A 12,410-nucleotide genomic window follows, 5' to 3' on the forward strand; every position below is an offset into this window, starting at 1 on the left:
ATTGGCGCCAGCCATTTCAGCGCTCCGCGTCGTAATTGGTCATCACGGTGTAGAACACCCATGACAACAACAGGATGATGAGGAAGTAGACCAGCGACATGGCGGCCGCCGGGCCAAGGTCGAACTGGCCGAGCGCCGTCTTGACGAGGTCGATCGACAGGAAGGTCGTCGAGTTGCCCGGCCCGCCGCCGGTGACGACGAACGGTTCGGTGTAGATCATGAAACTGTCCATGAAGCGCAGCAGCACGGCGATCAAAAGCACGCGCTGCATCTTCGGCAGCTGGATGTAGCGGAATACCGCCCAGCGCGAGGCCCCGTCGATCTTTGCCGCCTGGTAGAAGGCATCGGGGATCGAGACCAGCCCGGCGTAGCAGAGCAGCACGACAAGGCTTGTCCAGTGCCAGACATCCATGACGATGATCGTCACCCAGGCATCGAACGGATCCTGCACGTAATTGTAGTCGATGCCGATCGCGTTAAGGTAATAGCCCAACAGTCCGATGTCGTTGCGTCCGAACACCTGCCAGATAGTGCCGACGACATTCCACGGGATCAGCAGTGGCAGCGACATCAGCACCAGGCAGACCGGCACGCCCCAGCCCTTCTTCGGCATGTTGAGCGCGATGAAGATGCCGAGCGGCACCTCGATCGCCAGGATGATAAAGGAAAAGATCAGGTTGCGAACCATCGCTTCCCAGAAGCGGCTGGATGAAAGCAGTTCCTCGAACCATTCGGTGCCGGCCCAGGTGAAGACATTGTTGCCGAACGTGTCCTGCACCGAATAGTTGACCACCGTCATCAGCGGTATGACGGCGGTGAAGGCCACCAGCACCAGCACCGGCAGCACGAGGAACCAGGCCTTGTTGTTCCAGGTCTTGTCCATCTATGCCCCCATCTCGACACGCCAGGAATCGGCATAGATGTTGATGCCGGCCGGATCGAACCGCACCTTCGGTTCGGCTGGCACGGTCTCGTCCTCACCGATGACGGCAGCGATGTCCCTGCCTTCCAGCTTGGCGCGAACCACCTTGTGGCGGCCGACATCCTCGACCTTGGTGATCGAGACGGCCATGCCGTCCGGGCCGAGCCGCACATATTCGGGGCGAATGCCGAGTTCGACGGCGCCGCCGGCGGCTTTGGGCGCGCCCGGCAGTTCGATACGCTGCGAGCCGAGCGTCGCCGTCTTGCCGTCGATCGCCACAGGCATGACGTTCATGCCCGGCGAACCGATGAAATAACCGACAAAGGTATGGCGCGGCCGCTCGAACAGTTCGGCCGGCGTGCCGATCTGCACGATGCCGCCATCATACATGACGACGACCTGGTCAGCGAAGGTCAGCGCCTCGGTCTGGTCGTGGGTGACATACACCATCGTGTAGCCGAAGCGGCGATGAAGCTGTTTCAATTGCGAGCGCAGCACCCACTTCATATGCGGGTCGATGACGGTCAGCGGCTCGTCGAACAGGATGGCGTTGACGTCCGACCGCACCAGGCCGCGGCCGAGCGAGATCTTCTGCTTCTGGTCGGCGGTCAGGCCCCTGGCCTTCTTCTTGGCCCAGGACGCCAGGTCGATCATCTCCAGCGTCTCGCGCACCTTGCGGTCGACGTCTGCCTCCGGCACGCCGCGATTGCGCAGCGGGAAGGCCAGATTGTCATAGACAGTCATGGTGTCGTAGATGACCGGGAACTGGAACACCTGCGCGATATTGCGCTCCTGCGTCGACAGGGTGGTCACGTCCCTGCCGTTGAACAGCAACTGGCCATGCGAGGGATGCAGCAGCCCCGATATGATGTTGAGCAGCGTGGTCTTGCCGCAGCCGGACGGCCCGAGCAGCGCGTAGGCACCACCATCCTCGAAAGTGTGATGCACTTCGCGCAGCGCGAAATCGGCATCCTTGCGCGGGTTCGGTAGATAGGAATGCCTGACATGGTTGACGTCGATGCGCGCCATATCGTCCTCCTCAAGCCGCCAGCTTCGGCGCGGTTACGGCCCGGCCGTGCTCGTCGAAGACCATGATGTGACGTGGATCGATGAACACTTCGACCACCGCGTCTGTCTCGAAATCCCTGATGCCATGGGTCAACATCACCCAGCGTACATCGGCAAAGTCGAGATGGATGAAGCTTTCGGACCCGGTGATTTCCGTGATGGTGACTTTCGCCCGCACCGGCACCGCGGAGGCATTGGGCCGGTCGAGCGAAAGATGGTGCGGCTGGAAGCCGACCGTATAGTTCGCATCGGCGATGTCGACGAGATCAGCGGGCACCGGCAGCTTGACGCCGCCCTCCAGCAGAAAATCCGCCCCCTTCTTGGCCAGCACGATGGTGTTGAGCGGCGGATCGGCGAAGGTCCTCGCCGTCACCAGGTCGACCGGTTTGCGGAACACGTCGATGGTCGGCCCAAACTGGGTGATGCGGCCTTCCGACAGCGTTGCCGTATTGCCGCCGAGCAGCAGGGCCTCATGTGGCTCGGTGGTGGCATAGACGAAGATGGTACCGGCGGCCGCGAATATCCTCGGCAGTTCGGCTCGCAATTCCTCGCGCAATTTGTAGTCGAGATTTGCAAGGGGTTCGTCGAGCAGCACAAGGCTGGCATTCTTGACGATGGCGCGCGCCAGCGCGGTGCGCTGCTGCTGCCCGCCCGACAGACTGAGCGGCGTGCGGTCGAGATAGGGGGTCAGTTTGAGGAGTGCCGCCGCTTCGCGCACCTGGCTGTCGATCTTGCCCTGCTCGACGCCGGCCACCTTGAGGGGTGAGGCGATGTTGTCATAGACGGTCATCGCCGGATAATTGATGAACTGCTGGTAGACCATGGCGATCTTGCGCTTCTGCACAGGCGTGCCAGTGACATTCCGGCCGTCGAACCAGACCGAGCCGGAGGTCGGCACATCGAGGCCGGCCATCAGCCGCATCAGGCTGGTCTTGCCTGAAAGTGTGGGCCCGAGCAAAACGTTGAGCGAGCCGTGCTGAAGCGTCAGCGACACGTCGCGGATGTGCTCGACCGCACCGACCGTCTTGGTGACGTTCCTCAGTTCTAGCATGACGCCTCCTCCCAGGCTTTCCGCATCAGCTCAAAACCTCTTCATTCGGCGGCCGCGACGTGCTGCCGGCTTATGCCGCGCATGAATTCATCGAGTGCCGCGACCTGCTCGCGGTTAAGATGCAGGCCGCGCTTGGTTCGCCGCCACAGCACGTCTTCCGCCGTGACAGCCCATTCGTTTTCAACGAGATAGCGCACCTCGGCTTCGTGGAGATCGCCACCGAAATTGCGGCCGAGATCGGCAATCGACTTGGCCAAGCCGAGCAGCACCTGTACACGCGTTCCATAGAGCCTCGTCAGCCGGCGCGCCAAGCGCTGGTCGAGGAAAGGATAGGCGCTTTTCAGCTTCGCCACCTGCGCATCGAAACCCGTGGCCGGAAAATCGCCGCCCGGCAGCGGCGCATCTGATGTCCACGGCTTGCCGCGCTTGCCGAGAAAACCTTCGATCTTCTCCAGCATCGATTCCGACAGCCGGCGATAGGTGGTGATCTTGCCGCCAAACGCGTTGACCAGCGGCGCGGCGCCGTCGCCGCCATCCGCCTTCAGCACATAGTCACGTGTCGCTTCCTGCGCCTTGGAGGCGCCGTCATCGTAGAGCGGACGCACGGCCGAATAGGTCCACACGATGTCGGAACGCTTGACGGGAACCGCGAAATACTCGCTCGCCGCGGCACAGAGATAGTCGATCTCGGTGTCGCTGATCCTCACATCATGTGGGTCGCCGGGATAATCCTGGTCGGTGGTGCCGATCAGCGTGAACTCGTCCTCGTAGGGGATGGCGAAGATGATGCGGCCGTCCCTGTTCTGGAAGAAATAGGCGCGCGGGTCGTCGAACTTCTTGGCGATGACGATGTGGCTGCCCTGCACGAGGCGGACATTGTGCACGTCGTTGAGGCCGACGACGCCGGACAGCACGTGGTCGACCCAAGGACCCGCCGCATTGACCAGCAACCGTGCCTTGACCTCGTCGGTCTCGCCGGTCCGCAGGTCCTCGATCTTTATCGCCCAGATTCCGCCCTCGCGGCGCGCTCCAACCACTTTGGTGCGAGTCCGGATCGTTGCGCCCCGGTCAGCGGCGTCACGAGCATTCAGCGCCACCAGCCGCGCGTCGTTGACCCAGCCATCCGAATATTCGAAAGCCTTTTTGAACAGCGGCTTCAAAGGCTTGCCCGCCGGGTCGCTTGCCATGTCGAGCGTTCTGGTCGCCGGCAGCAACTTGCGCCCGCCGATGTGGTCGTAAAGGAAAAGGCCGAGCCGGATCAGCCAGGCCGGGCGCAGGCCCTTGGCATAGGGCAGCACGAAGCGCATCGGCCAGATGATGTGCGGAGCGTTCTTCCACAGAACCTCGCGCTCCATCAGCGCCTCGCGCACCAGGCGGAATTCATAGAATTCGAGATAGCGCAGCCCGCCATGGATCAGCTTGGTCGAACCGGACGAGGTTCCGCTGGCGAGATCGTTCATTTCGGCGAGAAAGACCGAGAACCCGCGTCCGACCGCATCACGGGCGATGCCGCAGCCATTGATGCCGCCACCTATGACGAAAATGTCCCGGACTGAAGATGTATCCACTAACTCCTCCACGATTTCGCATTGCACCATTTTTGCTCTTTTGCGAAACCGTGGCGGAATTATTTCGAACTCATAACGAATGTCAAACGAAATATCACACGCCTGTGAGAAGACCGTGAATTGCGTCAGCCAAGCGACGTCTCGATCAGCTGAACCTCGGTCTCCTGGCAGATCCTGCGCACCGACGGGATGTCGCAGCGATCGGTGATGAAGGTGTTGACCTGCGACAGATGGCCGATACGCACAGGCGCCGTGCGTTCGAACTTGGTCTGGTCGGAAACCAGGATGACATGCCTGGCATTGGCGATGATCGCTTGCGCCACCTTCACCTCGCGGAAATCGAAATCGAGCAACGCGCCATCATGATCGATAGCCGAGGCGCCGATGACGGCATAGTCGACCTTGAACTGCCTGATGAAATCGACCGCCGCCTCGCCGACAACACCCCCGTCGGAGCCGCGCACCACGCCGCCCGCAATCACCACCTCGATCGAGGGATAGATGCGCATCCTATTGGCAACATTGATGTTATTGGTGATAACCATCAGGCCGTCGTGATCGAGCAGTGCCTTGCTGACCGCCTCTGTCGTGGTGCCGATGTTGATGAACAGCGAGGCGTTGTCGGGAATCAATCTGGCCGCCGCGCGGCCTATCGCTTCCTTCTCGTCGGCCGCGATCTTGCGCCTGGCTTCATACTCCATGTTCTCGATACCGGACGGGAACAAGGCGCCGCCATGGACTCGCGAAAGCAGCCGCTGGTCGCACAAATCGTTGAGGTCCTTGCGTATGGTCTGCGGCGTCACGTTGAAATGCGTGGCCAGGTCATCAACCAGCACGCGGCCGTTGTCCTTGGCCATCTGGATGATCTCGGCATGGCGCGGCGACAGATACATAAGGCAAGCTCCCGTTTTCGTTTTTCTTGCTTATAATAGAAAACGAAACCGATGAAAAGGTGCAAGCCGGCTAACGAAATCTGATGATTGTACGGGTGAACCTCGGTGCCACCTTCATCCAGCCTTTTCAGGCCGTGCACGCGCAATTTCGGTAATGGCGGTGAAAGCGGCATCGACGTCTCCCGCCGTCGCGTCGAACTGGCCGACCTGGAAGCGGATCGCCACCTTCCCATCGACCTTCGTTTGCGTCAGGTAGATGCGGCCATCGTCGTTGATCGCATTGACGAGCCGCAGATTGTGCTCGTCGGCATCGGCGCCCGAGGCAGCCTTGTGCCGGAACGAAAACAGCGACAGCATCGGCTCGGTGACGATCTCGAAATCCACCTCCCTTGCCAGCCGAGCGGCAAGGCCCTCGCTCCAGGCGACATGGTTGCGGATCATGGTTCGCAGGTTTTCCAGCCCATGCGCGCGCAGCAGAAACCAAAGTTTCAGCGCCCGGAAGCGCCGACCAAGCGGCACCGACCATTCGGAATAGTTGATGATGCCGTCGCGGCCATGTGTCTTAAGGAATTCGGGCTTGATGGCCAGCGTGCGAACGAGGTCCTCGGGCTGGCGAATGAACTGCATCGAGCAGTCGAATTGCGCGCCCAGCCATTTGTGGGGGTTGAAGACGATGGAATCCGCCAGCTCGGCGCCGGCCCAGAAATGCCGGTACTCCGGGCAGATCATCGCCGACCCGGCCCAGGCGGCATCGACATGCAGGTAGAGCCCATGCCGACCGGCGACTGCCGCAATTGCTGAAATATCGTCCGTGCCCCCGGTGCTGGTGCCGCCGACGCTGGCGATGATGCCGGCGGGCAACATGCCGGCCGCGCGGTCGGCGACGATTGCCGCGTCGAGTGCGGCTGCGTCCATGGCGCGAAAACGGCCGGCGACAGGAATGCGCACGAGATTGTCCTCGCCTATGCCTGACACCCAGATCGCCCGATCGATCGAAGTGTGCACCTGGTCGGAGGAATAGATGCGCAATCGGCCCTGCCCGGCCAATCCTTTTTTGTTGCCTTGCCAGTCCAGCGCCCGCTCGCGCATCGTCAACACCGCATTGAGTGTCGCCGACGAGGCCGAATCCTGGATAACGCCGGAGAATCCTTCCGGCAGGCCGAGCGCCTGGCGCATCCAGTCGACGGTCCGCATTTCAAGCTCGGTCGCCGCCGGCGAGGTCTGCCAGAGCATGCATTGCGCGGCCATCGCCGACACCAGATATTCAGCCACCACCGAGACCGGCGCCGCGTTGGCCGGGAAATAGGCGAAGAAGCGCGGGTGCTGCCAATGCGTCATCCCCGGCACGATCTTCTCTTGGAAATCGGCGAAAATCCTGTCCATCGACTCCGCGTCTTCGGGCGGCGACGCCTCGATGCTCCTGAAAATGTCGCCCGGCTCGATCAGCGGCCGCACCGGCCGCTCACGCAAATTGTTGCGATAGTCGGCGCCCCAATCGGCGGCGCGTTGCGACCATTGCCGGAAATCATCATTGTTCATCTTGTCCTCCCGACAGGTCATTCGCTGCCGGTGGTAGCCGCCGGCTCCTCAAGATCGGATATTAGTCACCATGTGAAATATTTGAAGCCGCCGACGGGCGGCGAGATATTCGGACTAGCCAGGAAAATCCGGCAGGCTGGCGAAGGCCGTCTTCAGCGCATTCGACCATCCATCGGAGATCGTGCGGTAATACTGGTCGTCCTGGCCGATCCGCTTTTTAAGGCCGACCTGAAAGGCGTCCTGCTCCAGGAAAAGCAGGTCGAGCGGCAGGCCGACCGACAGGTTCGACTTCAGCGTCGAATCGAACGACACCAGAAGCAGTTTCACCGTCTCGGCCAGGCTCATCGTCTTTTCGTAGGCGCGAATGATGATCGGCTTGCCGTACTTGGTTTCTCCGATCTGGAAGAACGGCGTGTCCTCGGTCGACTCAATGAAATTGCCTTCGGGGTAGATCATGAACAGGCGTGGCGGGCTGCCCTTGATCTGCCCGCCCAGGATGAAGGAAGCATTGAAATAGGAATCAGCCTTCTCGCCGGCGGGCGACGATTGCGCGATCACTTCCTTCACCGTGTCGCCGAGCAGCCGCACCGTCTGGTACATGGATGGCGTCTCGAGCAGCTTCTCATGACGGTCGGTCACCGCCTTTGTGCGTTCGTCGAGCAGGCTGACCACGGCCTGTGTCGTCGCCAGGTTGCCAGCCGACATCAGCACGATGACGCGCTCGCCCGGCTGTTCCCAGACATGCATCTTCTTGAAGGTCGAGATCGAATCCATACCGGCGTTGGTACGCGTGTCCGACATGAACACGAGCCCGCGATCGATCTTGAGGCCGACGCAATAGGTCATGGAATCTCTTAAAGGCGGTAATCCCTGGGGGATTACTGCTCTACCGTGACGGTGACCGCAAGCAGTTCTTCCGCTTGTCCCAGTCGAATTCCCGACACCGGCGAAGCGTCACGGTAGTCGCGACCGGTGGCCACCTTCACATAGCGTTCGTCGGGAGAAATACCGTTGGCGGGGTCGAAGGCAACCCAGCCGAGGCCCGCGACATGCGCTTCGGCCCAGGCGTGGCTTGCCGCCTGCTCCACCGCATCCATCATCAGATAGCCGCTGACATAGCGGGCCGGAAATCCCATGGCGCGCGCGGCGGCGGCAAAGATGTGGCTATGGTCCTGGCAGACTCCGGTTTTCAGTACCAAAGCTTCCTCGGCCGAGGTCGTCGCATTGGTTGTTCCCGGCGTGTAGGCGACGCGCTCGCCAATGACGGCCATCAGCCGGTGCAGCCTGTCAAGGTCGGTGCCCTTGCCGACCGCCTCGGTAAGATCACGGATGCCGCCGCCTATCATGGTCAAAGCGGTCTCCTGCGCGAACAACCAGAGTGGCGCGAAGCCCTGATGAGGCCCGCAAACACCCGATGTATCGCGCGTCACCACCTCGCCCAACGCTTCGACTGTGATGAAGTCATGGTCACCCTCGACGCTCAACAGCCTGTTGTCGTTGCCGTAGTGGTCGGTAAATCGCACTTCCTCGCGCGCACCGTCGACCTTCAGCGCCCAGGACAGCACGGTCTGAGTCGGCCCGCTCACGGGAAGCAGCCGCAGCCTCTGGAGCAGATACTGCACCGGTGCGTCGTAGCGGTATTCGGTCCGGTGCGTGATTTTCAGCCGCATGGCCATCTTCCGTTCGCGTGCATGATCTCTAGCGAAAACCGATATCCACTTCCCGGGATCATGCTCAATAAAACCTGTAGTCCTGCGCGATCTCGTCGCCGAGCCTGGTGTTGTCGCGAATAAACCCGGCCAGGAACTCGTGCAGCCCGGCGTCGAATATGTCCTTGATCGATCCTGCTTGCAGCATTGCCTGCGTCTTTTCCGCTGTCGCATGGCAGGCATGGCGCTCGCCATAGTCGTCGCCCAGGAACTTCAGATGCTCTGCCAGGAAGCGATAGCAGAAGGTCAGCGATCGCGGCATGCGGACGTTGAGAATCAGGTAGTCGGCGATGTTGGTCGGCTTATAGTCGGCATCATAAACCCAGCGATACGAGCGATGCGCCGACACCGAGCGCAGGATCGATTCCCACTGATAGTTGTCTAGCGTCGAGCCGACCCAGGAGATCGACGGCAACAGCACGTAGTATTTCACGTCGAGGATGCGCGCGGTGTTGTCGGCGCGCTCGACATAGGTGCCGAGCTGCGAGAAATCGAAGATCTCGTTGCGCAGCATGGTGCCGTAAAACGAGCCGCGGATCAGCGCGGTCTCGCGCTTGATCGCGTCGAGCACGTTGGGCAGGTCGCGCTCGTCTATCGGCCTCGCCAGCATCCGTTTCAGCGCCATCCAGGCTTCGTTGATGCTCTCCCACGTCTCGCGCGTCAGCGCGGTGCGCACCATGCGCGCATTGTTGCGGGCGGTCTCGATCGACGACATCGTGCTCGATGGGTTCGACGTGTCGCGCAAGAGGAAATCAGAGACATTGGCGGCGGTATAGTCCGGGTATTTCTGCTTGAAGGTGACGTCGGAGCCGGCGCTGAGCAGCACCGAATTCCACTCCTCCGACGCGCTCTGGGTGCGGGTGAGCGCCATGCGCAGCCCGGCGTCGACCAGCCGCGCCATGTTTTCCGCCCGCTCAATATAGCGGTTCATCCAGTAGAGCCCGTTGGCGGTGCGGCCGAGAAGCATGGGAAGGCCCTTCGGGCTAGTGAGTAGGGATTAGTGAATAGTCAGTAGTAAATAGTTAAATCCATATGAGATGTGGCATGCGCTTTCCCTCTGTAGCTGACTACTCACTACTCACTAATCCCTACGTGTTCAGCTCAATCATCCAGCACCCAGGTATCTTTCGTCCCGCCGCCCTGGGAGGAGTTCACCACCAGTGAGCCTTCCTTCAGCGCAACGCGCGTCAGGCCGCCGGGCACGATCTGGATGCGATCCGAGACCAGCACGTAGGGCCTGAGATCGACATGGCGCGGCGCCAGCCCCTTTTCCGTCAGGATCGGACAGGTCGAGAGCGCGAGCGTCGGCTGGGCGATGTAATTAGACGGTTTGGCCTGCAGCTTCTTGGCGAAATCCTGACATTCCTTCTTGGTCGCCGCCGGGCCGACCAGCATGCCGTAGCCGCCGGAACCATGCACTTCCTTGATGACCAGTTCGTGGATATGCTCGAGCACATATTTCAGGCTGTCCGGTTCCGAACAGCGCCAGGTCGGGATGTTGCCGAGGATCGCCTTGCGGCCGGTGTAGAATTCGACGATCTCGGGCATATACGAATAGATCGCCTTGTCGTCGGCTATACCCGTGCCAGGCGCATTGGCGATGGTGATATTGCCGGCGCGGTAGACATCCATGATGCCGGGTATGCCAAGCGCTGAATCCGGCCTGAAAGTCAGCGGATCGAGGAAGGAATCATCGACGCGGCGGTAAAGCACGTCGATCTGCTTGTAGCCTTCGGTGGTGCGCATCGCGACATGGCCGTCGACGACGCGCAGGTCCTGGCCCTCTACAAGCTGCACACCCATCTGGTCGGCAAGGAAAGCGTGTTCGAAATAGGCGGAATTGAAACTGCCCGGCGTCAGCACCGCAATGGTTGGGGCACCCTTGGTGTTCTGCGGCCGCACGGCCGCCAGCGACTGGCGCAGCAGCTGCGGATAGTTCTCCACTGGCCGCACCTTGATCTTCTGGAACAGCTCGGGGAACAGCTGCATCATCGTTTCGCGGTTCTCCAGCATGTAGGAGACACCGGACGGCGTGCGCGCATTGTCTTCCAGAACGTAGAACTCGTCCTCGCTGATGCGAACAATGTCGACGCCGATAATGTGGGTATAAACGCCGGCCGGCGGCCGCACGCCGATCATCTCCGGCAGGAAGGCTTCGTTCCTGGCGATCAGATCTCTTGGCACGCGGCCAGCGCGCAGGATTTCCTGGCGATGGTAGATGTCGTCGAGGAAGGCGTTCAGCGCCTGTACGCGCTGCTCGATGCCTTGCGTCAGGCGCCGCCACTCATTGCCTGAAATGATGCGAGGGACGATGTCGAACGGGATCAGCCGTTCGGAGGCTTCCTGTTCGCCATAGACGGCGAAGGTAATGCCCGTCTTGCGAAAGACGCGTTCGGCGTCCTGCATCTTCTCGGTAAGCCTGGCTGGATCCTGCTCCTTCAGCCAGCGATCGTAAGCCGAATACGGTCTTCTCAATCCGGAGACTTCCGGAAGCATTTCATCGAACGCTGCCAATCGCATACTCCCCTGTGAAGCCATTTCACTGGCGTCGTGGGAGAAAATCAAGCGCAATCGGTGATTTGGGGGAAGCGGACGATCAGTATGTTGCGGCTGCCTAAAATTAAGGCAGCCCAAATACGAGCTTGGTCAGCCTTTGCCTCGTGCCGGGGCAACTGACTCGCACTGTTAGAAGGCGCGGAAGGTGACGACGGTGAACGTGTCCTTGATGCCGGGAAGAATCTGCACCTTCTCGTTGACGAAATGGCCGACGTCTTCTTCGTCGTCGACATAGAATTTGGCGAGCAGATCGTAGTTGCCGGCGGTGGAGTAGATTTCCGAGGCGATCTCGGCGTCGGCAAGCGCGCTGGCAACCTCATAGGATTTGCCCAGCTCGCATTTGATCTGCACGAAAAACGCCTTCATGGCTTCGTCCCGCTAAACTTCCAGGTCCAAGCGGCCCTTCTGGCAGACTGGAGGCAGCCTTTCAAGCACTGGAATGCGCGCTTGGCCGGCGCGGGGTCCCGGCCACCGCCTCGCGCGGCTCCGCAACCGGCATGCCGTGCTTGCAGAGCCTGCCGCCGATCACCAGCGCGGGCACGCCCTGCAATCTCGTTCGGCTTCTGCACCGAGGCGCGACGAATATTGGCGGCCGCTGAAACCGTGAGGCGCCCTGGCACGTATGTTAGGATGTCTCCTGGAACTTCTGGAGGCGGTTCGAGGGACGGTGGAGACAAGCCATGCGCCGCGGCTTTTTCGCATTTGCGTTCGTTTCGCTCATGTTGGCTTCCCAGGCGTTTGCCGGAGATGCCGAGATCAAGGCTGGCCAGTCCGTCATCGACGGTCAGTTGAAGGCCCTCATCGCCGATGACGGCGCCAAGGCCTACAGCTTTGCCGCCCCGAACGTGAAACAGATATTCCCGACCGTCGATGCCTTCATGAATATGGTGACCAACGGCTACCCGCCTGTGCGCAAACCCCAGTCCTATGCTTTCGGCAAGGTCGAGCAGACTGGTCCCGGTTCGATCGTCCAGCAAGTGCTGATCGTCGGCCCCGACGGCAAGGACTACGAGGCGGTCTACACGCTGCAGCAGCAGCCTGACGGCACATTCCAGATCACCGGCTGCAGCCTGCGGGCGTCGAACTCGCTCAGCACCTGAACGG

At 61.0% G+C, this 12,410-nt stretch carries 12 protein-coding genes; 1 reads left to right on the top strand and 11 read right to left on the bottom strand.

The window, feature by feature from the left end:
* Positions 1–16: 16 nt before the first annotated feature.
* The 11 genes from LB571_RS21030 to LB571_RS21080 all read right to left on the bottom strand — a co-directional run bounded on the left by LB571_RS21030 (position 17) and on the right by LB571_RS21080 (position 11,672).
* Positions 17–883, bottom strand: coding sequence for a carbohydrate ABC transporter permease (locus LB571_RS21030; RefSeq protein ID WP_027044598.1), 867 nt, complete (start codon positions 881–883; stop codon positions 17–19).
* Positions 884–1,951 carry an ABC transporter ATP-binding protein gene (locus tag LB571_RS21035; protein WP_140790183.1) on the bottom strand — a complete coding sequence of 356 codons (1,068 nt, stop codon included), beginning with the start codon at positions 1,949–1,951 and terminating at the stop codon, positions 884–886.
* 10 nt (positions 1,952–1,961) lie between these two features.
* Entirely contained in the window at positions 1,962–3,041 is a 1,080-nt protein-coding gene (locus LB571_RS21040) for an ABC transporter ATP-binding protein (protein WP_140726882.1), read from the bottom strand.
* A gap of 41 nt (positions 3,042–3,082) precedes the next feature.
* Positions 3,083–4,609, bottom strand: coding sequence for a glycerol-3-phosphate dehydrogenase (gene glpD, locus LB571_RS21045; RefSeq protein ID WP_140616337.1), 1,527 nt, complete (start codon positions 4,607–4,609; stop codon positions 3,083–3,085).
* A gap of 125 nt (positions 4,610–4,734) precedes the next feature.
* Positions 4,735–5,502, bottom strand: coding sequence for a DeoR/GlpR family DNA-binding transcription regulator (locus LB571_RS21050; RefSeq protein WP_224597643.1), 768 nt, complete (start codon positions 5,500–5,502; stop codon positions 4,735–4,737).
* Positions 5,503–5,616: 114 nt separating this feature from the next.
* Entirely contained in the window at positions 5,617–7,041 is a 1,425-nt protein-coding gene (locus LB571_RS21055; protein ID WP_224597646.1) for a pyridoxal phosphate-dependent decarboxylase family protein, read from the bottom strand.
* Positions 7,042–7,155: 114 nt separating this feature from the next.
* Positions 7,156–7,887 (bottom strand): peptidase, encoded by a 732-nt coding sequence (locus LB571_RS21060; protein ID WP_023773863.1) that lies wholly within the window; start codon positions 7,885–7,887, stop codon positions 7,156–7,158.
* Between the two features lie 32 nt (positions 7,888–7,919).
* Positions 7,920–8,711, bottom strand: coding sequence for a transglutaminase domain-containing protein (locus LB571_RS21065; protein WP_140821761.1), 792 nt, complete (start codon positions 8,709–8,711; stop codon positions 7,920–7,922).
* 64 nt (positions 8,712–8,775) lie between these two features.
* A complete protein-coding gene (locus LB571_RS21070; RefSeq protein ID WP_224597649.1) occupies positions 8,776–9,717 on the bottom strand; it encodes an alpha-E domain-containing protein in 942 nt (313 codons plus the stop codon).
* A gap of 134 nt (positions 9,718–9,851) precedes the next feature.
* On the bottom strand, positions 9,852–11,264 hold the full coding sequence (locus tag LB571_RS21075; protein WP_181166272.1) for a circularly permuted type 2 ATP-grasp protein: 1,413 nt from the start codon (positions 11,262–11,264) through the stop codon (positions 9,852–9,854).
* Positions 11,265–11,435: 171 nt separating this feature from the next.
* Positions 11,436–11,672, bottom strand: coding sequence for an Lrp/AsnC family transcriptional regulator (locus LB571_RS21080; RefSeq protein ID WP_010909609.1), 237 nt, complete (start codon positions 11,670–11,672; stop codon positions 11,436–11,438).
* 314 nt (positions 11,673–11,986) lie between these two features.
* Between LB571_RS21080 and LB571_RS21085 the strand changes: the two genes are divergently transcribed.
* On the top strand, positions 11,987–12,406 hold the full coding sequence (locus LB571_RS21085; RefSeq protein WP_224597652.1) for a DUF4864 domain-containing protein: 420 nt from the start codon (positions 11,987–11,989) through the stop codon (positions 12,404–12,406).
* The last annotated feature ends 4 nt before the right edge of the window (positions 12,407–12,410 follow it).

This window comes from Mesorhizobium sp. BR1-1-4 (assembly GCF_020165375.1).
Taxonomy (GTDB): Bacteria; Pseudomonadota; Alphaproteobacteria; order Rhizobiales; family Rhizobiaceae; genus Mesorhizobium; species Mesorhizobium australicum.

What these genes read in the sequence shown, in the direction of transcription:
- LB571_RS21055 (WP_224597646.1), bottom strand. Translation starts at nt 7,041, where the DNA reads ATGAACAATGATGATTTCCGGCAATGGTCGCAACGCGCCGCCGATTGG.
- LB571_RS21070 (WP_224597649.1), bottom strand. Translation starts at nt 9,717, where the DNA reads ATGCTTCTCGGCCGCACCGCCAACGGGCTCTACTGGATGAACCGCTAT.
- LB571_RS21050 (WP_224597643.1), bottom strand. Translation starts at nt 5,502, where the DNA reads ATGTATCTGTCGCCGCGCCATGCCGAGATCATCCAGATGGCCAAGGAC.
- LB571_RS21035 (WP_140790183.1), bottom strand. Translation starts at nt 1,951, where the DNA reads ATGGCGCGCATCGACGTCAACCATGTCAGGCATTCCTATCTACCGAAC.
- LB571_RS21060 (WP_023773863.1), bottom strand. Translation starts at nt 7,887, where the DNA reads ATGACCTATTGCGTCGGCCTCAAGATCGATCGCGGGCTCGTGTTCATG.
- LB571_RS21030 (WP_027044598.1), bottom strand. Translation starts at nt 883, where the DNA reads ATGGACAAGACCTGGAACAACAAGGCCTGGTTCCTCGTGCTGCCGGTG.
- LB571_RS21085 (WP_224597652.1), top strand. Translation starts at nt 11,987, where the DNA reads ATGCGCCGCGGCTTTTTCGCATTTGCGTTCGTTTCGCTCATGTTGGCT.
- LB571_RS21040 (WP_140726882.1), bottom strand. Translation starts at nt 3,041, where the DNA reads ATGCTAGAACTGAGGAACGTCACCAAGACGGTCGGTGCGGTCGAGCAC.
- LB571_RS21080 (WP_010909609.1), bottom strand. Translation starts at nt 11,672, where the DNA reads ATGAAGGCGTTTTTCGTGCAGATCAAATGCGAGCTGGGCAAATCCTAT.
- LB571_RS21065 (WP_140821761.1), bottom strand. Translation starts at nt 8,711, where the DNA reads ATGCGGCTGAAAATCACGCACCGGACCGAATACCGCTACGACGCACCG.